Here is a 24,812-nt window from a genome sequence, read left to right as displayed (position 1 = left end):
TAACTTTTCCATATATGTCGTACAACAATGCTGTTTTGTTACTAGGAAGTAATATTAATGATGCAAAAAAAAATCTTCAAATTGCATTTGAAAAAATTGCAGAAAAAAACATTTCAATATTATATAAAAGTAAATTTTTATATTCTGAACCCGTGGAATTTGTCAGTTCCAATATTTTTTGTAATATTGCACTAAGTATTGAAACAGATTTATCACCAATTCAGCTTCTTAACGGTTTAAAAGAAATCGAAAAAGACATGGGAAGGCTTGTAGATTCGGGCACCACTCGGAATTACAATGACAGAATGATAGATCTTGATATTGTAAGTTATAATAATATAATTTTCACTTGTAATAGATTAGAGATCCCTCACTATAGACATCTTTACGAAAGAGAATTTTCCAAGATATTATTAGATAGTTTATTTTTAAACAGAACATAAAACAAATTGTATGAAATTAGGTTTATTATTGTTGACTGCACTTCCTATTGCTGCTTATGCACAGGATAGTATTGCAATTAGTCATTCACACGAATATCCTAACACTTTCTCATCAGGCTCTGCAAACGTGCAACAGCTAACGAACACCACTCGTAAATTCAACGATTGGGCCGTTTCTGTTGGTGGTGGACCTGCTTTTATGACGTTTGCAGATGTAACGTCATTCTACGGAGATAAGGTTAAATGGGGATGGAATGCTTACGCAAGTATCGATAAGCAAATCAATCACACATTTGGTATAGATTTACAATACCAAATGGGAGAAACGAAACAACAAGCAGAATTAGCTACAAATCCTGCAGCAGGAATTGCAAATGCATGGACAAAGTACAAGCAGGTTTCTTTATTGGGAGACATTAACTTTTCAAATCTATTGAGAAGAGTTGATAACAAATCTCCTTATAGATGGGCCCTTCACGGTTACTTAGGTGGTGGTATCATGGCTTTCAAAACAGAGCTGATTGATAATGATGCCTCAAGATGGAGTACAAACCCTCCTAGAATCCCTATCAAAAACGATCAAAAACTTGAAATCTCATCTTTCTTTTGGCAAGCAGCTCTAGGATTGAAATACAATGTTTCAAAACTTGTAGATTTGGAAGCGAGAGTTATCTATATTAACAGTATGGATGAAGAATTTGATGGAGGTGGAGAAGGAAGATCTCTAGACACACCACTGGGCAACAGAATTAACTATAACCTTATCAATGATACTTATTCTGATGGAGCGATGAGCTTTACATTAGGTCTTTCATTTAAATTGGGTAAACACAATACACACTTAGCATGGCACGATCCTTTACAAGAAGTATATGGTCGCATGGATGAGCTTGAAAACTTAAACACAGAATTGGTTGTTTGCGAAAAAGGAGACAATGATAATGATGGCGTTTGTGACGACTGGGACAGACAACTTGACACTCCTGCCGGAGCAAGAGTTGATGGAGCAGGAGTAGCTTTGGATATGGATTTAGATGGAGTGATCGATTTACACGACCAGTGTGTTACAGTTCCTGGACCAGCAAGTAATAATGGTTGTCCTATTGTAGAAAATATTCAACCAAGTTTACCTTCTATAGAAGAAACAATCAATAAAGATTTTGAAGGTATTGAATTTGCTCTAAACAAAGCGATAATAAGACCACAATCATTCCAAAAACTAGATCACGCTGCAGAGATTATCAAAAAATTAGATCAAAACAGTAAGTTTTTAGTGGTAGGAGCAACAGACACTAGAGGTTCTGATACTGCTAACAAAATTCTTTCTCAAAAAAGAGCTGATGCGGTTGTAAACTATTTAGTAGGAAAAGGTGTTCCTTCAAGTATGCTTATTGCTGAAGGTCGTGGTGAAACGGATCTTAAATATCCTGAATGTAACCCAGCAACTAAATGTACTGAGGACAAAAATGAAGCAAACAGAAGAGTTTTCTTCCAAGCAAAATAAAATAATTAAATAAATAAAAAAATACATTATGAAATTAAGTTTAGCAATTGTTGCATTTGCTTTAGCGATCCCGACGCTAAACTTTGCACAAGACTCAACAGCAGTATCTAATGATCAGCAATATCCAAATACATTTTCATCTGGTTCTGCTAACGTTTCAAAATTCACTCAAGAGTCTAAAAGATTTAATGATTGGTCTATTTCTGCAGGAGCAGGAGTACCAATGATACAAGCAGGAGATTTAACCTCTATAAAAAATGGTAACGGTAAAAATCTTTTCGGTTACTCTTTTTATGCAAGTGTAGACAAAGCTATTACCCACGCTTTTGGTCTAAAACTACAATATGACAGAGGAGAAACAAGACAAGGTTGGTTTAACACAAAAGATGCAGCGCCGGCAAATTCTTCTTTATACCAAAGAGTTGGAGCGAGAACTCAATACGATGGAATATCGATATTGGGTGATGTAAATCTTTCGAATCTTTTAAGAAGAGTTGATAATAAATCACCTTTCAGATGGGCACTTCACGGATATGCAGGTGTAGGAGTATTAGGTTATAGAGCTTATCAAAAAGACGACAAATCACAAAGACTTGCTACAGAAGTTGAACTTTTCAAACAAACCTCTTTCTTCGGACAAGCTGGTGCAGGCCTTAAATATAAGATTAACAGAAGATTAGATATCGAAGGTAGACTAATGTATGTTTACACAGGAGATGATGAGTTCGATGGTGGTGGTGTTCAATACAGTGACATCAACAAAAGAGAAGATCAGATTTCTGACAATTTCATCAATGCAACCCTTGGTTTATCTTTAAAACTTGGAAAACATGAGTCTCACTTAATGTGGCATGACCCATTGCAAGAGATGTATTGGAAACTTGATGTTCTAGCTGAGAAAAACCAAGATATTGAAGTTTGCAAGAAAGGTGATTTAGATAACGACGGAGTTTGTGACGATTGGGACAGAGAGCTTACAACGCCTGCTGGAGCAAGAGTTGACGGAGCTGGAGTTGCTCTAGATACAGACTTAGATGGTGTTATTGATCTTTACGATCAATGTGTAACGGTTCCTGGTCCTGTAGAAAACAATGGTTGCCCTACTGCAGTTCCTGTAGATTCAGGCACTGTAATTGGTACTGATACAACACTTGAAGGAATTGAATTTGATCTTAACTCTGATAGAATTTTACCTTCAACTACACCAATCCTGAACAATGCTGTAAGTTATATTAATTCTTCTGCAGGAACTTACACTGTAATCGGAGCTACTGATACTAGAGCTTCTGAAGCTTACAATCAGAAACTTTCTGAGAGAAGAGCAAATAGTGTGAAGAATTATCTAATCAAAAATGGTGTTGAAGCATCTAAGCTAAGCGCTGTTGGTAAAGGAGAAAAATCTCTAAAATACCCGGAATGTGAACCTGCTGAAAAATGTCCTGAATGGAAAAACAGAGCAAACAGAAGAGTTTACTTCGAAGCAAAATAATAAAATTTATTTTTATAAATTAAAGTCACGCATTGCGTGACTTTTTTTGTTTCAATACTTTTCTTACATTTACTTTATGATTTCTTCTCAGGATTATAATAAAATAAAAAGTCAGACACTAAAACACTTTTGGGGTTATGACCACTTTAGAGATACACAAGAGCAGATAATTGACTCTGTGATTAACAACAATGACACATTAGTGTTGCTGCCAACAGGAGCCGGGAAATCTCTTTGTTATCAACTTCCTGCTTTATTGAAGGAAGGAACTTGTCTTGTGATTTCACCATTATTGGCGTTAATGAAAGATCAAGTAAATCAATTAAAATTCAGAGGAATTGAAGCAGAATATTTAAGCTCCGAATTGGATGAATTTGATGCCGAAGTTATTTACAACAGATGCAAAGACGGTCTTACAAAATTATTATATGTTTCTCCTGAAAGATTGACCAACAAACTCTTCATTCAGCAAATGGAAGAAATTCAATTATCATTCATTGCGGTAGACGAGGCTCATTGTATCTCAGAATGGGGACAAGATTTCAGACCCAGTTATCAGAATATTAAAGATTTCAGAAAAAACAATCCAGAAATTACTTGTCTTGCATTAACTGCTACGGCCACTCCAAAAGTTTTAGATGAAATAAAATCTAAACTAGAACTTAAAAATCCTCAGATATTTCAGAAAAGTTTTAAAAGAGATAATATCAAAATATTCAACGAAGAAATATCAGATAAATATCAAAAGGTTTTCAACATTTTAAAATATGCTAAAGAATCTGGAATTATCTATGTAAGAACCAGAAAAGACGCAGAGCTTCTTACCGAATATCTGCATAGACACAAACTTCAGAATGTTGATTATTTCCATGCAGGACTCACAACGAAAGAAAAAAATGACAGACAGAATTTCTGGAATAACAGCGACCAAAATGTTTTGATTTCCACAAATGCTTTCGGGATGGGAATTGACAAAGACAATGTACGCTTTGTCATTCACTTCTCTCCTTCTCAGTCTATTGAAAATTATTATCAGGAAATTGGGCGTGCCGGTAGAGATGGAAAAAAAAGCTATGCTTTCTTGTTGTGGAATCAACAAGAAATTTCAAACTTTGATCAAATTTTGAAGAACCAAATTCCTAATAAATCTGAATTTTTAAAAATCATCAGCTATCTTTATTCTAAATTTCAAGTAGCAGAATTTGAACTTCCAGAAAAAGTTTTTCAATTAAACATTTCAGGAATTCAGAATTTCACAAAGCTTTCTACGGCAAAAATTAAAAATGTTCTTAATTTCCTTCATACTCAAGAAATTATTTACCACAACAGCAACAAAAGTTTATCATCTCTTGAGCTTTTAATTAAACCTGATGAAATTGATCAACTATCATCTAAAGATGCCTATTTTATTGAATTAATGCTTAGAAGTATTTCTGGAATTACAACACACAAAGTGATGTTCAGCGAACAAAAAGTGAGCGATAAAATCAGCGTGAGCATCCATCTCATAAAAGAAAGATTAAAAGAGCTTCAACAAAAAAATTATTTAGAATATATAGATGGTGCTTTAGCTTCTGTAAAATTTTTAAAACCTCGTGATGAAAGATCCAATTCCGGAATGTATTGGAAACTTTTTGAACACATTCAAAAAAATAAAATCCAGAAATGGGAGGAAATGAAATTCTTTATTGAGGATAATCAATACTGTAAAATGAAATTGATCCTCTCCTATTTTGGCGAAAAAAACACTAAAAATTGCGGACAATGTACCGTTTGTGAAAAAAATAAACAGTCTATTTTCGGGAAAAATGTTTCTTCGGAAATCATCAAAGTTTTAAATAAAAAACCAGCAACCATTGAAGAAATTTCTATAAAACTGCAGTTTCAGAGTAAAGAAAATATTTTAGAAAATCTTATTTACTTATTAGATTCGGGAAAAGTAAAAATGCTGAATTTTAGAACTTATGCCTTAAAATAGGTAATGAACTGTGATAATAATTAATACAAATTCTAAAATTCATAAGTTTCAATTTCTCAGTTATAACTCAAGAGTTTTATCTTTGCATCATGAAATCATTGAAAGTCGTTTTTTTAGGTACTCCCGATTTTGCAAAAACTTCGCTGGAAGCCATTCATCAATCTCATCATGAAGTTGTAGGCGTTGTAACGGTTGCCGATAAAGCAAGCGGACGCGGACAAAAAATAAACCAATCTCCTGTAAAAGTTTTTGCTTCTGAAAATAACATTCCCGTTTTTCAGCCAGAAAAGTTAAGAAATCCTGAATTTTTAGAAGAATTAAAAAAATTAGATGCTGACGTTTTTGTGGTGGTTGCTTTCAGAATGATGCCTAAAGTTTTATTTGAAATGCCAAAAATGGGAACTTTCAATCTTCACGCTTCGTTGCTTCCTGATTACAGAGGTGCAGCGCCGATAAACTATGCGGTAATTAATGGAGAAGAAAAAACAGGCGCAACCACGTTCTTTATTAATGAAAAAATTGATGAAGGAAATATTTTATTACAAGAAGAAATTCCGGTTTTGGAAAATGAAAATGCAGGAAGCCTTCATTACAGATTAATGGAAATGGGCTCACAATTGGTAGTAAAAACTTTGGATGGATTAGCCGAAAATGCAATCATTGAAAAGCCTCAACCCGAAGTTGAACATCCAAAAAACGCCTACAAAATATTTAAAGAAGACACCAGAATCGACTGGACGAAAAATTCAAAAAGAATTCATCAGTTTATCCTAGGCATGTCACCATATCCTGCAGCTTTCACCACTTTAAAAATCGGAGAAGAAGAAAAAGGGTTGAAAATATACAGTGGGAAATTCGAAATTTCAGATCATGGAAAAACAGTTGGAAGTTTAGAAATTTCAAAAAATGATTTTAAAATCTATACCAAAGACGGATTTTATTCTCCTTTAGAATTACAATTGGAAGGAAAAAAAAGAATGAACATTAAAGATTTCCTCAACGGATTTAGAAATTTTGAAGAAATAAAAATGGCTTGATCTGCTCAAGCCATTTTTTTATTTTGAATAGGGAATTTGCTTTAAAGATACTTAATTTCAATACTAATACAAGTACTGCAACAAAATCACTTTTAACAATTCCTTTTTTAATAGGTCACTTTTTTAAAGTTGAACCATCTCTGTTACCTCAACGTCATAACCTCCAACCTGAGGTTTTACATTAGGGTTCTGAGTGATTACTTTAAATTTATTGATTCCCAAATTTTTTAAAATCTGAGTTCCAATGCCATAATCTCTGTAATTGAAAGCAGCAGTTGGATGTTTTTGCTGACCATCCTGATAATTCAGAAATTGTTGTAATTTTCTTAATGTATTTTCAGAGTTGGATACATTATTGATAAAAATAATTGCTCCTTTTCCGGCTTCGTTAATCATTGCAGTTACTTTTTCCAACTGAGGTTTTTCACCATTATTCAATCTTGTTAAAACATCAAAATAAGAATCTGACGACTGTACTCTTACCAAAACAGGCTCATCAACTGTCCACGATCCTTTTGTTAAAGCAAAGTGAATTTGATCATTAGAAGTTTCTCTGAAAGCCAGAAAATCAAAATCACCGTATGCAGTTTTTACTTCTCTTTCTTCGATTCTTTCAATTAAGTTTCCTTTTTTAAGCTGATAATGAATTAAATCTTCGATAGAAACAATTTTCATATCATGTTTTTGAGCAAAAACATGTAAATCTGGCAAACGAGACATAGAACCATCTTCGTTCATAATTTCACAGATCACGCCACCTTCTTTCAAACCAGCTAAGCTAGTTAAATCAATTGCTGCTTCAGTATGCCCAGCTCTTTTCAAAACGCCACCTTTTCTAGCACGCAACGGGAAGATATGACCAGGGCGCATAAAATCTGTTGGTTTAGATTTTTCATCCATCAAAGCTAAAATGGTTTTTGCTCTGTCTCCGGCAGAAATTCCTGTAGAAGTTCCGTCTCCTAAAAGATCAACAGATACGGTAAAAGCGGTTTCTTTAGGATCACTGCTACGGCTTACCATTACATCTAGTCCTAATTCATCACATCTTTTTTCAGGAAGTGGCATACAGATCAACCCTCTTCCGTGTACAGCCATAAAGTTGATCAACGCAGGCGTTGTTAATTCTGCTGCACAAAGAAAATCGCCTTCATTTTCTCTATCTTCATCGTCTACTACTATGATTATTTTACCATTTTTAAGGTCTTCAATCGCCTCAGGAATAGTATTTAGTTTAATATCTGACATTTTAACTTTAAATTTTCGCAAAGATACTTAATAAATAAAGCATCAACAATTATTATGAATGGTTTGTTCGGCTTTAGATAATGAGTCGGTTGCACTTCTGATTATCTCGTACGATTGTAGTCTTTTTTGATGATCGTAAATATGAGAATTAATCATCAGCTCATCCACCTGATATTTTTCTTGAAAGTTTTTTATTTGTTGCGCAATCTCATCTTGATTACCAATAAAACTGAATTTCAATTTCTGTAAAACCATTGATTTTTCCATCGCAGACCAAATTGCGTCCATATCTACAACTGGTGGCGGAAATGGTTTCCTGTCGTTTCGGATAATGTTGATAAACGCCTGAAATAATGTTGAGGAAAGAAAGTGAGCTTCTTGAGAAGTTTCAGCAGCAATTCCATTCACACAAGCTAATACGTAAGGTTGGTCTAAATATTTTGAAGGCTCAAAATGTTCTCTGTAAATTTTAAAAGCCATATCCATTTGTTCGGGAGCAAAATGCCCTGCAAAAGCATAAGGCAATCCCATTTCTGCAGCTAGCCACGCACTGTCTGTGCTTGAACCGAGAATATACATAGGAATATCTAAACCTTCACCAGGAATGGCACGAACCAAAGCATTTGCATTATCTTTTGAAAAATATTTCTGTAATTCTAAAATTTGTCTTGGAAACTGCTCATTAATGATTGCTGGGTTTCTTCCCAAAGCCTGAGCCGTCAAACCGTCTGTTCCGGGTGCTCTACCCAATCCTAAATCTATTCTTCCGGGAAAAAGCGATTCTAAAGTTCCGAATTGTTCGGCAATAACCAACGAACTATGATTTGGAAGCATAATTCCTCCAGAACCAATTCTTATTTTTTTTGTACCGTTGGCGATGAAACAAATCAAAACCGAAGTTGCAGAACTGGCTATGCTTTCCATATTGTGATGTTCGGCAAGCCAGAATCTTTTATAATCTAAATTTTCAGCAAAGTTCGCCAAAGATAGGCTGTCTTGAAACGTATCGTGAATAGTTTTCCCTTGTTTTACGGGAGCCAAATCAAGCACTGATATATCAAATTGTTTCATATTATTAATGTTAGGTTTAAAACCAAGCAAATTTAAAGCTAATAAAATTCATTAGTTACTTTTTGTAATTGATGAAATTGATTGTTGTATTGTGGAAAAAACTATTGAAAAATATTTTTCTTATTTGCTAAAAATAGCATGTAAACAATTTGATAAAATCCTAAAGTTGATAAAAATTTGTACTACTTGCTATACAAATGAAGTAATTACAAAGAATGGAAAATCTGAAATGATATTAAATTTTGAAGATTATATTGATCTTATTGAATACATGAAAAATAAATAGAGTTGTATTGAAATGCAACCAAAAACAATTCCTGAAATTTTTTATTCTTCTTAAAAATCATATTAAACACATATTTAATCTTCTAATTTTACCTTTAACGTTTCTTTAACTTACTATTGGCTTCATAATTGAAATTAAGCAATTATAAACATTCAAAATGTATTTTGAATATAAAATTTGAGTTATGAAAAAGATTATAGTTTCAGGTTTGTTATCCGTATTTTTATTCACGGCTTGTAAAAAAGACGATAAAATTGCTGAGCAAACTTTAGAGCAACAAAAATTGGAATTCCAAGCTAGACAATTAGATATAGAAAAGCAAAAGCTAGCTATTGAAAAAGAAAGAATGGCATACGACACTCAAAAAAGAAGCGATAGTATAGCGCTAGTAGAAAAAAATAAGGCAGCAGCAGCTGTTGCAGCAAAACCACAAATAATTAAAGAAACCCGTACGGTATATAGAAACAACCCTTCTTCTAGTTCTTCAGGAGCAGTTGCAAGTAACGGATCGGGTACTTCGCAGGGTACTACCCAAAAAAAAGGAATGAGTAAGGCCGCTAAGGGCACCATTATTGGTACCGTAGGTGGAGCTGCTGCTGGTGCTATTATTAGTAAGAAAAACAGGGGACTGGGCGCTGTTATTGGTGGTGTAGTAGGTGGCGCTACTGGGTATACCATAGGTAGATCTGGTGACAGAAAAGACGGTCGTGTACAGCCAAAGTAATAATTACACCAAATCACATTTATATATTTTCTTAATAAAGATTGCTTATTTTTAAGCAATCTTTATTTTTATGGTTTTATTACTGTTTTCGCTTCTTATAATTCTACCTACAATATTTAGCTGGGGAACCGTTGCTGAAAAAAATTTCAATTTAAAAATTTGCGACGGTATTTCAGGAAAATTGTTTTCGGGAATTTTTTGTTTAACTGTTTTTCTAAATATTTTATCCTTTTTCACAGGTTTTACTATTTATCTTGAAATTTTAATTCTTTTTATAGGATTATTTTTCTTTATAAAAAATCATACTTATAAAGATTTTTTATGTTTTTTCAAAAAAACAAATCTTCTGTTTTATGTTTTTGCGTTAATCTGTATTTTTTGTGCGAGCTTCTATCCTTTTATCCTAGATCACTTTGGATATTACGTTCCTACAATCAAATGGCTGCGAGAATTTGGGTTGGTAAAAGGAATTTCAAATCTAGACCTCACTTTGGGGCAGATGTCTTCTTGGCATATTTTACAATCGGGATTTTCTCATCTATCAGATCCATTTTTAAGAATTAATCTTATTTTGTTAATTGCTTATCTCATCTACATTTTCGAGACTAAAAGATGGATTCACCTGAGCTTTGTTCCTGCTATGCTGCTATTTAGCCAGTCACCCAGCCCCGATCTTCCGGCTTTTATTTTTTCTTTAATTATTATCAATGAAATTTTGGGTAAGACAAAAATTAATTCAAGCTTACTTGCCTTTGGGATTTTTGCTTTTACAATAAAGCCAACGATGATTTGGTTGCCCCTTTTTATTATTATAATGATGATAATAGAAAAAAAGATTTCATTGAAAGCAATACTTCCTGGATTTCTAATTTTCGGGATATATATCATTAAAAACCTTTGGGTATTCGGGTATCCATTATTTCCTATGGCATTATTTGATTTAAATTTGCCTTGGAAGCCCAATCCGGAAATAATGAAAATGAGCTCAGAATATGCACTTTTAAAAACTTATGATGCCCAATATTCTTTACAACAAATTGCCCACTTTTCTTTTCAAGAAAAAATTACGAAATGGCTTTTTCTTCAGGGAATAAAATCGGTTTTTAATATTGGTTTGATCATTTTTTTATTGTTTTATGGAATATTCTCTTTCATTAAAAAAGAAAAAATTCATTTAATTTTATTTTTATCTCTTGTAACAAAATCAATCCTTATAATATCGTTTTCTGCACAATACAGATTTTTTCTTGATGTTTTCCCCATTATAATTTTAGCGGTTTTATATAGTGAAAATCTAAGAAAAATCTCATTTACTGTTTGTGCGGTTGGTAGCTTGCTTGTTTTATCTTTTTTTATTAATCCTCAGATTCTGAGAATCTTAATCCCTAGTTTCAGATTGGGAAATACAATGGGAAAATTTGAAATCATTCAGTTTTATAAGCCTTCAGAATATCAGCCAACCGATTTTGAGTCATTTAAAATCGGAAATGTAAAAGTAAATGTTTCAAAAAAATATCCTTTCAATTTTGAAACTCCTGTTCCCGCAATTTCCGAAAGTTTTATGTTTAATTATAAAAACTTCGGAATTTCACCTCAATTGATAGATTCTAAAAACCTAAAAAGAGGTTTTATCTGGAAAAAACTAAGCAATCAAGAAAAAAAGGAATTGGATAACGCTATAAAAACCATACAGAGCAACTATCAACAAGAGAACTAAGTTTTTTCTAATCTAAATTAAATTAGGTAATTTTGTATTATGTTTAATAGTTTAGGAAATTTTCTCAGCTTAACCACATTTGGCGAGAGCCATGGTGCAGCTTACGGCGGTATTATCAACAATTTTCCAGCAGGTTTGGAACTTGATTTTGAAAAGATTCAATACGAATTGGATCGAAGAAAACCAGGTCAGTCTGCAATTGTTACGCAAAGAAAAGAGAGTGATACTGTAAAGTTTCTTTCCGGTATTTTTGAAGGAAAAACTACGGGAACTCCTATCGGGTTTACAATTGAAAACGAAAATCAAAAATCAAAAGATTACAATCATATCGCCAATTCTTATCGCCCAAGCCATGCAGATTTTACTTATGACCAAAAATTTGGCACCAGAGATTACCGTGGAGGCGGAAAGTCTTCTGCCAGAGAAACCATCAATTGGGTAGTAGCAGGAGCATTAGCAAAACAGCTTTTACCAGAATTTGAGATTAATGCGTACGTATCTTCAGTTGGCGAAATTTTCTGTGAAAAACCGTATCAAGCTCTTGATTTTTCGAAAACTGAAAGTAATGAAGTACGTTGCCCAGATGCCGAAACTGCAGAAAAAATGATTTCAAAAATTAAGGAAATAAAAAAAGAAGGCAATACCATTGGAGGAACCATTACCTGTGTCATCAAAAATGTTCCGGTAGGAATTGGCGAGCCTGTTTTCTCTAAATTACAGGCAGAATTGGCAAAAGCGATGCTCAACATCAATGCATGCAAAGGTTTTGAATATGGCAGCGGATTTTGTGGTGCGAAGATGACAGGAAGTGAGCATAATGACGAATTCAATACAGATTTTACTACCAAATCTAATCTCTCGGGAGGAATTCAAGGAGGAATTTCAAATGGAATGGATATTTATTTCAGAATTGCTTTCAAACCTGTTGCCACAATTTTACGGCCTCAGGAAAGCGTAAATAAAGACGGCGAAAAAATAATTGTAGAAGGCAAAGGAAGACACGATGCCTGCGTTTTGCCAAGAGCTGTGCCTGTAGTGGAAGCACTTGCTGCCTTTGTTTTGGCAGATTTATTTTTGATCAATAAAACAAGAAATATCAATCAATTTTAATAAAAATATTTAGTAATGAAAAATTACTGGGATAAAGCAATTTCTTTTGAAGAATATCTTCAAATTGCCCATCAAAGACTTGAAAACCCTTCAACTCCGCAAGATTCGGAATATAAAATGTATTATGAACTGGGAATTACGAGGATGGAGAGAACGCTGAAAAAATTTGTCGTCGACAACAATCAAATCAATACATTAAAGTCTAAAAATTTCTCCGGAAAAATTTTAATCATTTCCGAAGCTTGGTGTGGTGATGCAAGTGCTACAGTTCCGGCTTTGGTGAATTTTTTTGAAAATCACAATGAAGTAAGAATTTTTCTGAGAGACAGCGACAAAAGCCTAATTAATCAGTTTTTGACGAACGAGACAGAATCTATCCCGAAAGTTTTGATTTTAAACGAAGATTTTAGCGTAAAAAATACTTGGGGACCTCGTCCGAAATTCGGAAACGAACTTTTACTTAAATTTAAAGCTGATCCTGAAGCATATCCTAGAGAAACTTTTTACAATGATCTGCAATTGTATTACGCCAAAAACAGAGGCAAAGATGCAGTAGAAGAAATTTTGGAACTTCTATAAATAACAATCAAATTGCTAAAATATACTTATGAAAAAAAATATAGTCTATGTTGTTATTCTTCTTATTCTTGGAGCTGTTTTCTTCATTCCAGGACTGAAAGATAAACTACAAGAAACCCTCTTCCCTATTGCTGCTATTGAAAAAGCGGTACACATCTCACCAGAAGATTATGATATAGATCTAAAGGGCATCAATACAGCAAGTACCAATCTGAAAAATTTTAAAGACAAACCGATGTTTTTGAATTTTTGGGGAACTTGGTGCCCTCCGTGCAGAAAAGAATGGCCATCGATACAAAAATTGTATAATGGCAGAAAAGGTCATGTGAATTTTGTTTTGATTGCAATGAATGATGAAGAAGATGCCGTAAGAAAATTTTTGAAAGAAAATAATTACGATGTTCCGGTTTACATTGCTCAAAGCCCGATTTCCGAAAAAATTCTTCCTAAAGCTTTCCCTACCACTTTTTTGCTGGATAAAAACGGAAGAATAATCATCAAAGAAGATGCTGCAAGAGATTGGAACGCCAAGTCTGTGCATCAATTCATAGATAACATCATTAATTAATCATTCATAATATTTCATAAATAATGAGCGCTTAGTATCTAAAAATATGTATTTTAGACACCTAAAATTTTATTAACAAATTTTATTATTTGCTGGTACAGAATTTGCGAATTATAAAGAGTTAAAAATAAATAACACAAACGAAAAATGAAATATTCTAAACTTAATCTTGCTAAGGAAGCTATAGCTCACAAAGGCTTTGTAAAAAAGATTCCGGACATATTCCGAATGGTGAATATGTGGAGAAAGGGACAATATCCTGTAAAATCAATCAATCTTATTTTACCTTTGATTGGTCTTTTGTATGTAATTTCCCCTATCGATGTTATTCCAGATTTTATTGTGGTGGCTGGTGTTTTAGATGATTTAGCGGTATTATCATTAATGATACCAAAACTGCTGAGAGAAGTTGACAAATTCCTTCTTTGGGAAGCAGAAAGAAGAATGAATGGCGACATGAAAACCATTGACGCTGAAATTGTAGAATAAAAACCAAAACCATCTGAATTTAAGATGGTTTTCTTTATTTAAAAATTAAATTTAACTCCTGCAATAATGTATCCTCGCAATGCGGTAATCGACTGCTCATCAATACCCAAAGGACTTGAATAGCTATTGATATACTGAAAAGAAGTTAAGTTTAAGATATTATTGAAATAAAGATTATACTCTATAGCAGATTTCTCTTTTCTATATGAAATCTGCCCTCCTATTAAAACATTCTCAAGTTTTGCAAAATCTGTTTTTTGAATAAAGTAATCCCCCAGAACATTAACCTGCCATTCCTTTCTGATAATGGCTCGAAATCCTAAAGAAAGTTTTATGTTTTCCTGATCAGATGAAGTGCCATATAAACTCTGTTGAAATTTAGATTTGGTAAATGTATAACCCGCATCAAATTGTACCCACGATTTTTTAAAGTTTGAAGATAGTCTTTGTGATATTTCTATGTTTTGTATAGTAGAAATATTTGGTTGACTATTAATGAAATTATCCGACTTATTATTCAACCAGGTAAACTTCGATTTCAAAGTTAAATTTTTCAGAATTCTTCTATCGTTTGAAAGCAGAAAAAGACTTCTCTCTCTAAAATTTCCTACAACATTTCCCAACTCTGAAAACAAACCGTAATTGGTAACGTTTGCAGTAAAATAATTTTTACTTTTTTCATAAGTTAAAATCACAAACATAAGATTTCCTTTTTCAATATTAAATCTGTTCCAGTTAATCTTAAAACTTTCTGTATTGTTGAGGGTATCAAAATTGAGGTTAGCGTTTCTGGAAAAAGATAAATCTTTAGCATAAACGGGGTTCTCCTGAAGAAGATATAAACTTGGGAAATTATATCTGTTGGAATATTCCAGACCATATTCCATGCTAACGACAGTTTTGGGAGTAAACCGAATTTTAATATTTTTTTCAAAAAAATGTTTTTCTGCTGTATTTACTGACAAAAAATGGGAACTTAATGCGCCAGACAAAGTGAATTTGCCAATTTGTTTATGCAAACTGAAACTGTTGGTATAATGATACATTTTCAAAAAAAGATCTTCTCTCTCCTGAGAAATCAATTCTTTAAGTTCAGACTCGTCATTTTTGTATGAGAAACCCGACTGAAAATCATAGTTAAGAATCTTGTTCCTATTTTTATAATAAAAGTTGAAAGTGTATTTATCTGAAGTAATATTATAATCCTGCAAAAGAATCTCACTATCTGTAAAAAATAATTTTCCGTTGGATAGTATATTGAGATTTCCTGAAAAATTGTTCCTTTGATGATTGAATGCTATAATAAGTTCTGAATTTTCAAAAGGCTTATTCCATAATAATGAATTGGTAAAATTACTTTTACTTACTTTATCGGCAATATCATAATAAAAAGGGTCTGACGCAAACCGATTAATATTTTGCGCAAAATGATCATCAGTAGAATTATATGCAAAATTGTAGTACAGGAAACTCTTATCTGCAAATGTTTTTCTCATTTTAACCTGAGCAGTTCCAAGCAATCCTTTATTAGATTCAGATTTTTCCTCATTAAAATTTAAATTCTGGTACTGCGGATCAAAAAACATTCTTTGCGTTGATGACAACTTCTGTAGTTGGGCACTATTGAAAATTGAAAACGCCGAAATGCTGAAATTTTTTGTCGCCTTTGAATATTGAAGAGCTCCGAACTGATTGGCTTTAGATTTAACCCTACCATCATTATTAAGAAAACTTGGGACATCTACTTTACTGCTGTTTTCCGAGCTCCCCTCCTCTTCCTGACTGTTCATTTCATAAAAATCCATAAAACTTATAGGATCTTTTGCCACATTATTGGCATCTGCAATCAAGGCAAGATTACCAAATTTATTAATTTTAAAAAGATTTGAATGACCAAAATAAGAATTTCCGGTTCCGTAATTCCCTTCTATATTCCCTTTAATTTTTCCTTTGAACTCATCTTTCAGCTTTAAATTAAGCGCTGTAGAACTTCCTCCGCTGATAGTCGTATAATTTTGCCAAATATCTACACCTTCAATCATATCGGCCGAAAGATTTTGAGTCGCCATTTTATGGTTTTTTCCAAAAAACTCATTTCCTTCCACCAAGACCTGCCCAATGAGATTTCCTTTAAACGAAACTTTGCCGTTTTCATTAATATCTAAACCAGGTAATTTTTTAATAATATCTTCAGCTGTTCTTTCAGTACCGTCTTTTACCGATTTTATATTAAAAGCAATGGTATCTCCTTTTATTTTAGCAATATCCGGACGGGATTTTATTTCTACTTCCTCTATTTCTGTAATTTGTTTCTCAAGCTGTATGGTAACATCACTGTTATCTGTACTGTTAATTTCTACCGTTTTAGCCTTATATAGCATAGAACTCAATTTCACGGTAAAAATACCTTGCTCTGTAATTGAAAATGTACAGTTTCCTGAATCATCCGTTTTTTTAAAATCTAAAGTTTTACCGGACTTCTGCAACTGAACGTTGATATCACTTAAGGCTTTATCAGAATCTCTTACATGAATTTTTATTTGTTGGGAAAAATACAGATGTATAAGAAAAAGGGAAATTAATGAGGTATATTTCTTCATTTTTTTCTTATAACTTTATTTCTTCGGTGCTCGTTTTACCTACTCGTTCCATTACATCCTTCATCTTTGCATCAAGCTCCTCATTTTTGTAAATTTTTAATTTAGGATCTATTTTTTCAATATCAGATAGCTTTCCATCATTACTTATTTTAACAGCAGTCAGTACAAATGTATCGCACTCTACCCTTAAAACTAATCCTGGAAAAACATTGAAACCATTAGGTCCTGCAACAATTGGAATATCCTCCGTATACCAAATTTTATAAATTGTAGCAGGCATATGCTCAAAACTAACCTCTACTAACTTACACGGGTAGTTGTCTATTTGTATCGTTTCTTCTTTATAATCTATTTGTGAAAATTTAGACTCTTTATAGCCATAAAACTCTTCTTTAATGTTGGGAAAATTATAGTAGCCATAAATGCCTTTATCTTTTTTATGATAATAAACCTTTAATTCATCATCTTTATAAATCTCTTTTTTATGTAGAACCGTATTTCCATCTTTTCTTGTATCACCAGCATTATGTGAGAAAGATGTCCTTGGGATCGATTTATAGAATGCGTTTCCATCAGCATAATAAAGTACAAACTTTTGTGGTATCTTTCGATTTGCGTTTACTTTATCTTCAAATTTTTGAGAAACACCGCTTAACTTAGTGTCATGTAAATCTGTCCTTTCATATTCAACTTTTAGATATTGAGCTCTATATATACTACCAAAAGTGATAACAGTACCAAGCAAAATTCGATTAAATAAATTCATTATTAGATTCTATTTAAAGTCTTATTTCTTCTTTTGTAACTTTACTTCTCAATTCTCTTACTTCCTTCATTTTTTTATCAAATGCTTCTTCTTTATAGACAGGAAGTTTTGTGTTTATTTTTTCTACGTCAGACAACTTCGCCTCGTTACTTATTTTAATTGCTGTAAGAATATATTGAGATGACTCTATTCTTAATACTAATCCTGGAAATACATTAAATGTATTAGGACCTGCAGATATTGGTATATCTTCAGTATACCAAACTTTAGTTTTGGCTGAAGGATTATTTGGAAAACTTACTTCAACCAATTTACAGTGATACTTATCTATGGTAATGGTCTCATCTTTATAATCAATGCTAGAAAATTTTGTATCTTTATATCCATAAAATTCTTCTCGAATATCCAAAAAATTTTGATATACATAAACTCCTTTAGCTCCCTTAGGTTTATAGACCTTTAATTCTATATCTTTATAAACCTCTCTATTATGAGAAATTGTTTTCTCATCCACTCGTAAATCTCCTGCATTATTAACAAATGATTTCCTTGGTACAGACTTATATAAAGACTCTCCATTTGCATAATAGAGAAAAAACTTTTGAGGAGTCTTCCTTATATTATTGAATTCCTCACGAAACTCTTTTGAAACACCTATCAAATTTTCCTCCCCCAAATCTAATCTCTCATAATCAACTTTGAGATATTGAGCATTCAAAATGCTACAAAAACATATTATTAAGGTAATTAGAATTTTATCTTTCCCGTTCATTATGTACATATTATTTTAAATTTACTAAAAAACTATATTAAAGGTAGCATATTATAGAATACACTACCTCTAAAATTGCTACAAACCGTAATCTGCCGGATTACCATTGATAGTTGTACTTCTTGGACCACTATCACCACACAGATAAGAATATTGAGCTATATGATGAACATACTGATGCTGTACAGTATCGGTATAAATATCATAGTAAGACTCAATAGTCGTCCAATAATAGTTTTCAAAGCAAATTCTTAGTCTCTTTGCTAAATCAAGATTTTCATCATCCACTTTAGCATGTTGATTCTTTGCTACCACTTCGGTTTTTGTAACCTCAACCTCAGTTTTTTTCACATTGTCTTTTGCAAACCCTAAGGTTGTTCCGGCAAATAATACTGCCGCAAATAGAATTTTTTTCATAAATTTTTTATTAATGATTGTTTTAAAAGCACTATGCTTTTATTGAAAACAAAAATATATCACTCAGATCAAAAATTTCATTCAGTAATGAATAATAAATGAATAATTTTTATACATTTGCTACCACACAAATAAATATGAACATTAAATTACGAAGACTCAGAGAAAGCAGAAATGTCTCTCAGGATGCAATGGCATCATTACTCAACATCTCACAACCTCAGTACTACAGGAAAGAATGCAACCGTTCAAAATTCACCAAAGAAGAATGGCAGAAAATAGCAGACTTTTTAGATACAGAAATGACGAACATTCTGGATGACAATCTAGAGACCAATTTGAACCTTTCCCAAAGAGACAGTATTTCAGAACTATTAATTGTCGAATTAAAAGAACATATCATCACACTAAAAGAGATCATAAAAACTCAAAAAGAAGAAATCTCAATTCTAAGAAGGAGAAAATGATTCAGTAATAAATAGATTTTGAAGATAAAAAAAACCTTTGTTGTGATGCCAAGTTGTTATTCATATCAAAATCCTTAAATTTGCAGAATCTAATAGAAAATAATGGAAAGTAAAAAAGAATTCTTTTTAGAGTGCTACAAGCTGGGAATCATCAAATTTGGAAGATTTACTTTGAAAAGCGGTATCGAAAGTCCGTTTTATGTAGATCTTAGGCCTTTGGCTTCAGACCCGAAAATCCTTAAAAACCTCGCCAACTATCTTTTGGAAATGCTTCCGCTGGATAATTTTGATTTGATCTGCGGAGTTCCTTACGCTGCACTTCCGATGGCTACTGCAATGTCTCTTGAAAGTTATATTCCATTAATTATCAAAAGAAAAGAAGCGAAAAATTACGGAACCAAAAAACTGATCGAAGGAATTTATCAGAAAGGGCAAAACTGTCTTTTGGTGGAAGACGTGATTACCTCCGGAAAATCTTTAATTGAAACCATTGCCGAAGTAGAAAACGAAGACCTGAAAGTGGCCGACATCGTTGTAGTTTTAGACCGTGAGCAAGGCGGAAAACAACTTTTGGAAAGCAAAGGATTTAAGGTTCATACCTTATTCAACATCTCAGAAGTTTGTGCGATTCTTCAGGAAGAAGGTGAACTTTCGGACGATGAAGTGAAAAGAATTCAGGATTTTTTGAAAGGAAATCATATTCAATTTGATGAAAAGAAAAGACTCTCTTATCAAGAAAAATTCGAGAATGCACAACATTCTGTTTCTAAAAAACTATTAGAGACAGCTTTGGCAAAAGAATCAAATCTTATTGCATCAGCTGATGTAACAACTACTGACGAGCTTTTAGCATTAGCAGAAAAAGTAGGGCCGCACGTTATTGCACTTAAAACACACATCGATATTATTTCAGACTTCGATTATCAGAGAACGATTGTTCCATTAAAGGCTTTAGCTGAAAAACATCAATTTCTTTTGATGGAAGACCGAAAATTTGCAGACATCGGAAACACTCAGGAGTTACAGTTTACCAGCGGAGTTTTCAAAATTACAGACTGGGCAGATTTTGTGACTTCACAGGTCATTGGCGGTTACGAATCGCTCGATTGCTTCAAAAATGTGGGCGTGGTTGCCATTGTAGGAATGTCTTCTAAAGGAACTTTAACGACCAGCGCGTACCGTGAAGAAGCCTTGAAAGTAGCGGCTTCACACCCCAATGTAATTGGTGGAGTTTCTCAAAATCAATTGCCCGATGAGATGTTACTTTTCACGCCTGGCGTAAACTTGGCTGATTCGGGAGACGGAAAAGGGCAACAATACAACACTCCGGAGCATGTTTTCAAAACACTACATACCGATTTTATCATTGTAGGAAGAGGAATTTACAAATCTGAAAATCCTGAGCAAGCCGCTTTAACTTATAAAAACGAAGGCTGGAAAGCTTACCAAGACTCTTTAAACTAAAAATAAAATTCAGATTTTTAAAAAAATCTTAAAATGGCAATAATACAAACACGGGTAAATTTCCCGTGTTTTTTTGTTTAATGAAAAAGCAAGCCTATGAAGATCAAAATCATTAAAAGACCTTTTGTAAAACAAACTCTAGTATTCCATTATCATTTTTAGTTTTGTTTAAAATAAATGAATTCAAAATAGTAAATTAATTTTAATATTTTTTTTCAAATTAGCTATCATAATCATTAATATTATATCTAAAATAAGTTATATTTGATGCTTTATCAGGTATTTTGAAAAAATTTAGCATCGTCATTATTTCGTTTTTGGGGTTTGTACAGATTTCTGCACAGAAAGACAGTATTTTTATTAACGCAAAACTTTCAGCAGACAGAAAAACGCTCGAAGTAGAGCAGCAGATTGTTTATCACAACCAATCCAATAAAGACTTAGACAGCCTAAAACTTCTCAATTGGGTTGCCGCTTACAACAACAGAAAAACCGCTCTTGTTTATCGAAAACTTGAAGATAGAAACAACAGACTTCATTTTGCAAAACAAGACGAAGTAGGGAAATTACTTGAAATAAGCATCAGCAAAGACAATCAAAACTTTATAATTCCTAAAAAAGAAGAAGAAAACCTTTATTTATTACTCCAGAATCCAATAAAAATTGGTGAATCGGTTGTTTTAAACTTAAAATATAAACTGCAACTTCCTGATAAAAAATTTACTGGTTATGGTACTTCTGCCAATAACAGTTCATTAAAATATTTCTTCATTGTCCCAGATCATTTTGATACTGGCAATAATTTGAGCAGAAGCTATTTAGACATTGAAGAGTCTGTAAATTTTAATACTTTTTGGAAGATTAATCTGATTTTACCTACAGAATTTCATGCGCAGGGTAATCTTAACCAAACTGCAGAAAATACTTTTGAAGGTGATCTAGATTCTGACCCGGAATTTATTATTTCAAAAGAAAAATTCCCTATTCTTAATGTTTACTCTGAAAGTTTCAAAACTGAAATAAAACTAGGTTACCCTATTACCGATCAGGAAAAACAAAACATGGAGTTTTTTCTTCCTCTACAATTAAAATTTATCGAAGACCGAATTGGTGCAATTCCTGAACAGATTTTTATTTCTGAAAAATTCAAAGCCAAAGAAGATTTTTTCGGTAACAATGACATCAATTTTTGGAAATTCAATTTCAAACTTTTCTCTGATGCAGAAAAAATTGATCAGGATTATTTCGGTATTATTTCTAAAAAAGTTTTAGATGAAAAAATAATTGCCGACAAGCAAAATTTTCACTGGTTCAAAAACGGTTTGAAATCTTATCTTGAAATTCAGTATCTAAAAAAATTCTATCATGATGCCAAACTTTTGGGAAATCTTACAGAAACTAAACTGCTTGGTATAAAACCTGTAAAGTTTTTCCATGCCTCAAAAGTAAAATTGCTAGATCGCTACGGATTGGCATACCAATACATTATGACTCAGAATCTTGACCAAAAAATTGGCGAGAAATATGCAGATTTGAGTAATTTTAATGATAATGCCATTTCTCATTTCGAAACGGGAAGTCTTTTTAGCTATACGGCTGAGAAAGTGGGCGAAAACAATTTTACTATTTTAGTTAAAGATTATATTGCCGAAAACACAGACAAACAAATAAATCCTGAAGAATTTCTACAAAGACTCGCAGAAAAAGAAACATCGTCTGAATATTTGAGTAATTTTTTCAAGCATAAAAACCGTGATAATTTTAACTTGAAAAATTTCAAAACTAAAGATGATAATGTAGAAGTACGTATTACCAAAAATACAAACGAAAACATTCCGGTAAAATTGGAAACCGAAAACCGTGCTGGTTTCAAAAAATCATATTGGCTAGAAACTGAGAAAAATAAAAAACTTACAACTTTTGAAATTCCGGCTGAGGATATTTATAAAATAACGCTCAACAACGGCTATATTTTCCCCGAGCCTAGTTACAGAGACAATTATCTTTATACAAAAGGGATATTTTCTAATTCAAAAAAAATAAAACTGAAACTGATAAAAGATATTCCCAATCCTGAATTTAATGAAATTTACCTCAACCCAAGAATTCGTTTCAGTAATGCTTATGACAAATTTCTTTTGGGAATGAATTTTAAAAACCAATCCCTTTTTGACCAAAAGTTTTCTTATTCCATTACTCCTTATTTCAGTACTGGAACTAGAAAAATGGTAGGTTCGGGAGCTGTCTCCTACTCTTTTTTGCCTGCTGAAAGCTTCATGAGAGCATTAACGGTAGGCTTTTCTGCGGCACAATTTCACTATGATTACGAATTGGCTTACAGTAGAATATCTGCATCTGCAGGAATCAGTTTTACCAAAAACCCAAGGAGTACGGTAAGCCGTGGATTGGCAGTATCTTACAATTATTACGAACGAGATTTGAGTGCTAAAATGATTGCCAACCGCGATTATTCAAAATACAATCTCTGGAGTGTGGGCTATGGATATACAGACAACCAGATGATTCATGAGAAAAGTCTCAGCGTGAGCACGCAGGGAATGGAAGATTACAATAAGGTAACTGCTGAAGGTTTTTACCGTTGGGAATTTGCACCAAGACAGAAATTGAGTTTAAGGCTTTTCGCTGGTTATTTTGTGAGAAATGAAACCCGAAATAATACCTTCAACTACGGAATTTCAAGGGTTTCCGACTATTCTTTTTCGTATAATCTACTGGGGCAAAGTGCTACAGAAGGACTTCTTTCTCAACAATATATTCTAGCTGATGGTGGTTTCAAATCATTCATTCCTGGAACGGTAAACCAATGGATTACTTCATTTAACGTAGATACGAGCGTCTGGAAAATTTTTCACGTTTATGCAGATGCCGGTGTGTACAAAAACAAAAATTTTGATCCCAAATTTATCTGGGACAGTGGTGTAAAAGTACGCCTCATCCCAGATTTTCTAGAAATCTATCTTCCTGTACAATCGAGTTTAGGTTTTGAGCCTGGCTTTAAAGACTACGGTAAGAGGATACGATATACCTTAATTTTAAACCTCGGAACAATTATTAATGCTGCACGACGAGGCTGGTATTAAGTAATTTATATTGAATCACAAAAAAAACAGCTGCATTTCTGCAGCTGTTTCTATCTATATATCTTAACTAAAGATTAGTCTTTCAAAATTTTCTGAGAAACTGGCTCGTTGTTTAGAATACCTGTTACGATGTAGTTTCCTTTAGCCAATTCAGCTACGTTTAAAGTAGAACCATTTTTCACTGAACCTGTTTTTACTACTGCACCAGACAAAGTGTAGACTTTAATATCTTTCACGTCAGAACCAAAAACGATTTCATCATTTTTAACCAAAGTATTTTTTACAAAGTTTGGAGTTACTTTCTTGAAGTCTGCAACGGCAAGAGTTCCATCCTGAACAATAATATCATCAATGAAGAATCTGCTATTTGATGCAGAATTTCCTTCAAAAGTAATTGTTACTGCTCCAGTTGCTCCAGTAATATTTACTGAGTAAGAATTGAAAGCACCTTTAGTTAAAGTAACACTTCCTTGGCTTAAAGTAGCTCCTGTAGCAGAAATTACCAAATTTGTGTTTTCACTTGTACCGTTCCACGCACCAGCTCTGAACGTTAATACGCCGCTTCCTGTAAGAGATATACTTGGGGTTGTAACAACTCCTTTTAGAGAACTTGTTCCCATTTTCAGACATCCATCAGCTCGGTAAGCTTTTGTAACAGTCCAGTTTCCACCAGTTGTATATGAGCTAGAACCATCTGCAATAGCCGTTCCAGCTGCTGAACCTGACCAAAGACCATCATTACCGCCAGTTCCGGTAAGATCACTAAATGTACCACTAAAAACAGTTACTTGAGCAAACATTCCTGTAGCCAATGCTACTGTAGCGAATAGAGAATAGATTTTTTTCATGACTTAATTATTTTTAATTATTAATAATTTACAGAGCAAAATTAATACTAAAATTCTTGATTACACAACAAATAGATTAAATATTTGTTAATAATGCTAAAAAGCAAACCTATTGTTTTTTTAGTTATTTTTACATC

21 protein-coding genes are annotated in these 24,812 nt (G+C 33.0%); 14 read left to right on the top strand and 7 right to left on the bottom strand.

The genetic code is table 11. From position 1 onward, the window contains the following. Positions 1 to 14: 14 nt before the first annotated feature. The 5 genes from folK to fmt all read left to right on the top strand — a co-directional run bounded on the left by folK (position 15) and on the right by fmt (position 6,451). Positions 15 to 443, top strand: coding sequence for a 2-amino-4-hydroxy-6-hydroxymethyldihydropteridine diphosphokinase (gene folK / locus BW939_RS08130; RefSeq protein ID WP_076451535.1), 429 nt, complete (start codon positions 15 to 17; stop codon positions 441 to 443). 10 nt (positions 444 to 453) lie between these two features. Then, on the top strand, positions 454 to 1,947 hold the full coding sequence (locus BW939_RS08125; RefSeq protein WP_076451534.1) for an OmpA family protein: 1,494 nt from the start codon (positions 454 to 456) through the stop codon (positions 1,945 to 1,947). Between the two features lie 28 nt (positions 1,948 to 1,975). Further along, positions 1,976 to 3,436 (top strand): OmpA family protein, encoded by a 1,461-nt coding sequence (locus BW939_RS08120; protein WP_076451533.1) that lies wholly within the window; start codon positions 1,976 to 1,978, stop codon positions 3,434 to 3,436. A gap of 76 nt (positions 3,437 to 3,512) precedes the next feature. After that, positions 3,513 to 5,414: a RecQ family ATP-dependent DNA helicase gene (locus BW939_RS08115; RefSeq protein WP_076451532.1), complete on the top strand. Its 1,902-nt coding sequence runs from the start codon at positions 3,513 to 3,515 to the stop codon at positions 5,412 to 5,414. 89 nt (positions 5,415 to 5,503) lie between these two features. After that, on the top strand, positions 5,504 to 6,451 hold the full coding sequence (fmt, locus tag BW939_RS08110; protein ID WP_076451531.1) for a methionyl-tRNA formyltransferase: 948 nt from the start codon (positions 5,504 to 5,506) through the stop codon (positions 6,449 to 6,451). A gap of 123 nt (positions 6,452 to 6,574) precedes the next feature. On the opposite strand, the gene ribB is transcribed toward fmt, so the two are convergent. Together ribB and BW939_RS08100 are read right to left on the bottom strand one after the other, a co-directional pair. Then, positions 6,575 to 7,696 carry a 3,4-dihydroxy-2-butanone-4-phosphate synthase gene (gene ribB / locus BW939_RS08105; RefSeq protein WP_076451530.1) on the bottom strand — a complete coding sequence of 374 codons (1,122 nt, stop codon included), beginning with the start codon at positions 7,694 to 7,696 and terminating at the stop codon, positions 6,575 to 6,577. A 42-nt stretch (positions 7,697 to 7,738) separates the two neighbouring features. Continuing rightward, a complete protein-coding gene (locus BW939_RS08100; RefSeq protein WP_076451529.1) occupies positions 7,739 to 8,767 on the bottom strand; it encodes an LLM class flavin-dependent oxidoreductase in 1,029 nt (342 codons plus the stop codon). Between the two features lie 569 nt (positions 8,768 to 9,336). Here BW939_RS08100 and BW939_RS08090 point away from each other — a divergent pair. The 6 genes from BW939_RS08090 to BW939_RS08065 all read left to right on the top strand — a co-directional run bounded on the left by BW939_RS08090 (position 9,337) and on the right by BW939_RS08065 (position 14,240). Continuing rightward, a complete protein-coding gene (locus BW939_RS08090; protein ID WP_228417160.1) occupies positions 9,337 to 9,777 on the top strand; it encodes a YMGG-like glycine zipper-containing protein in 441 nt (146 codons plus the stop codon). Between the two features lie 70 nt (positions 9,778 to 9,847). Continuing rightward, positions 9,848 to 11,494: an LIC_10190 family membrane protein gene (locus BW939_RS08085; RefSeq protein ID WP_076451526.1), complete on the top strand. Its 1,647-nt coding sequence runs from the start codon at positions 9,848 to 9,850 to the stop codon at positions 11,492 to 11,494. 39 nt (positions 11,495 to 11,533) lie between these two features. Further along, positions 11,534 to 12,604: a chorismate synthase gene (gene aroC, locus BW939_RS08080; RefSeq protein WP_076451525.1), complete on the top strand. Its 1,071-nt coding sequence runs from the start codon at positions 11,534 to 11,536 to the stop codon at positions 12,602 to 12,604. A 15-nt stretch (positions 12,605 to 12,619) separates the two neighbouring features. Next, positions 12,620 to 13,183: a thioredoxin family protein gene (locus BW939_RS08075; RefSeq protein WP_076451524.1), complete on the top strand. Its 564-nt coding sequence runs from the start codon at positions 12,620 to 12,622 to the stop codon at positions 13,181 to 13,183. Between the two features lie 28 nt (positions 13,184 to 13,211). Continuing rightward, positions 13,212 to 13,751, top strand: coding sequence for a TlpA family protein disulfide reductase (locus BW939_RS08070; protein ID WP_076451523.1), 540 nt, complete (start codon positions 13,212 to 13,214; stop codon positions 13,749 to 13,751). Positions 13,752 to 13,898: 147 nt separating this feature from the next. Further along, complete coding sequence (locus tag BW939_RS08065) at positions 13,899 to 14,240, top strand: YkvA family protein (RefSeq protein ID WP_076451522.1); 342 nt, start codon at positions 13,899 to 13,901, stop codon at positions 14,238 to 14,240. 38 nt (positions 14,241 to 14,278) lie between these two features. Here BW939_RS08065 and BW939_RS08060 read toward each other — a convergent pair whose 3' ends face one another. From BW939_RS08060 to BW939_RS08045, 4 genes are all read right to left on the bottom strand, one after another. Beyond that, positions 14,279 to 16,840: a hypothetical protein gene (locus tag BW939_RS08060; RefSeq protein WP_076451521.1), complete on the bottom strand. Its 2,562-nt coding sequence runs from the start codon at positions 16,838 to 16,840 to the stop codon at positions 14,279 to 14,281. A gap of 7 nt (positions 16,841 to 16,847) precedes the next feature. Next, positions 16,848 to 17,606 (bottom strand): GLPGLI family protein, encoded by a 759-nt coding sequence (locus tag BW939_RS08055; RefSeq protein ID WP_076451520.1) that lies wholly within the window; start codon positions 17,604 to 17,606, stop codon positions 16,848 to 16,850. A 13-nt stretch (positions 17,607 to 17,619) separates the two neighbouring features. Then, a complete protein-coding gene (locus tag BW939_RS08050) occupies positions 17,620 to 18,378 on the bottom strand; it encodes a GLPGLI family protein (protein ID WP_076451519.1) in 759 nt (252 codons plus the stop codon). A 78-nt stretch (positions 18,379 to 18,456) separates the two neighbouring features. Continuing rightward, positions 18,457 to 18,795: a hypothetical protein gene (locus tag BW939_RS08045; protein WP_076451518.1), complete on the bottom strand. Its 339-nt coding sequence runs from the start codon at positions 18,793 to 18,795 to the stop codon at positions 18,457 to 18,459. A 137-nt stretch (positions 18,796 to 18,932) separates the two neighbouring features. Between BW939_RS08045 and BW939_RS08040 the strand changes: the two genes are divergently transcribed. The 3 genes from BW939_RS08040 (at position 18,933) to BW939_RS08030 (ending at position 23,827) form a co-directional block, all read left to right on the top strand. After that, positions 18,933 to 19,262, top strand: a complete 330-nt coding sequence (locus BW939_RS08040) for a helix-turn-helix transcriptional regulator (RefSeq protein WP_076451517.1) — start codon at positions 18,933 to 18,935, stop codon at positions 19,260 to 19,262. 102 nt (positions 19,263 to 19,364) lie between these two features. Then, positions 19,365 to 20,726: an orotidine-5'-phosphate decarboxylase gene (gene pyrF, locus BW939_RS08035; RefSeq protein ID WP_076451516.1), complete on the top strand. Its 1,362-nt coding sequence runs from the start codon at positions 19,365 to 19,367 to the stop codon at positions 20,724 to 20,726. 284 nt (positions 20,727 to 21,010) lie between these two features. After that, on the top strand, positions 21,011 to 23,827 hold the full coding sequence (locus BW939_RS08030; RefSeq protein ID WP_076451515.1) for an aminopeptidase: 2,817 nt from the start codon (positions 21,011 to 21,013) through the stop codon (positions 23,825 to 23,827). 74 nt (positions 23,828 to 23,901) lie between these two features. Here the strand turns inward: BW939_RS08030 and BW939_RS08025 are convergent, their stop codons facing one another. Beyond that, positions 23,902 to 24,675, bottom strand: a complete 774-nt coding sequence (locus BW939_RS08025; protein WP_076451514.1) for a T9SS-dependent surface endonuclease, AS87_RS02955 family — start codon at positions 24,673 to 24,675, stop codon at positions 23,902 to 23,904. Positions 24,676 to 24,812: the final 137 nt, after the last annotated feature.

Origin of the sequence: Chryseobacterium piscicola, assembly GCF_900156685.1 — a bacterium.
Taxonomy (GTDB): domain Bacteria; phylum Bacteroidota; class Bacteroidia; order Flavobacteriales; family Weeksellaceae; genus Chryseobacterium; species Chryseobacterium piscicola.
Note: the sequence above shows the minus strand (reverse complement) of the source record. Positions and strands in the feature narration are given on the sequence as shown.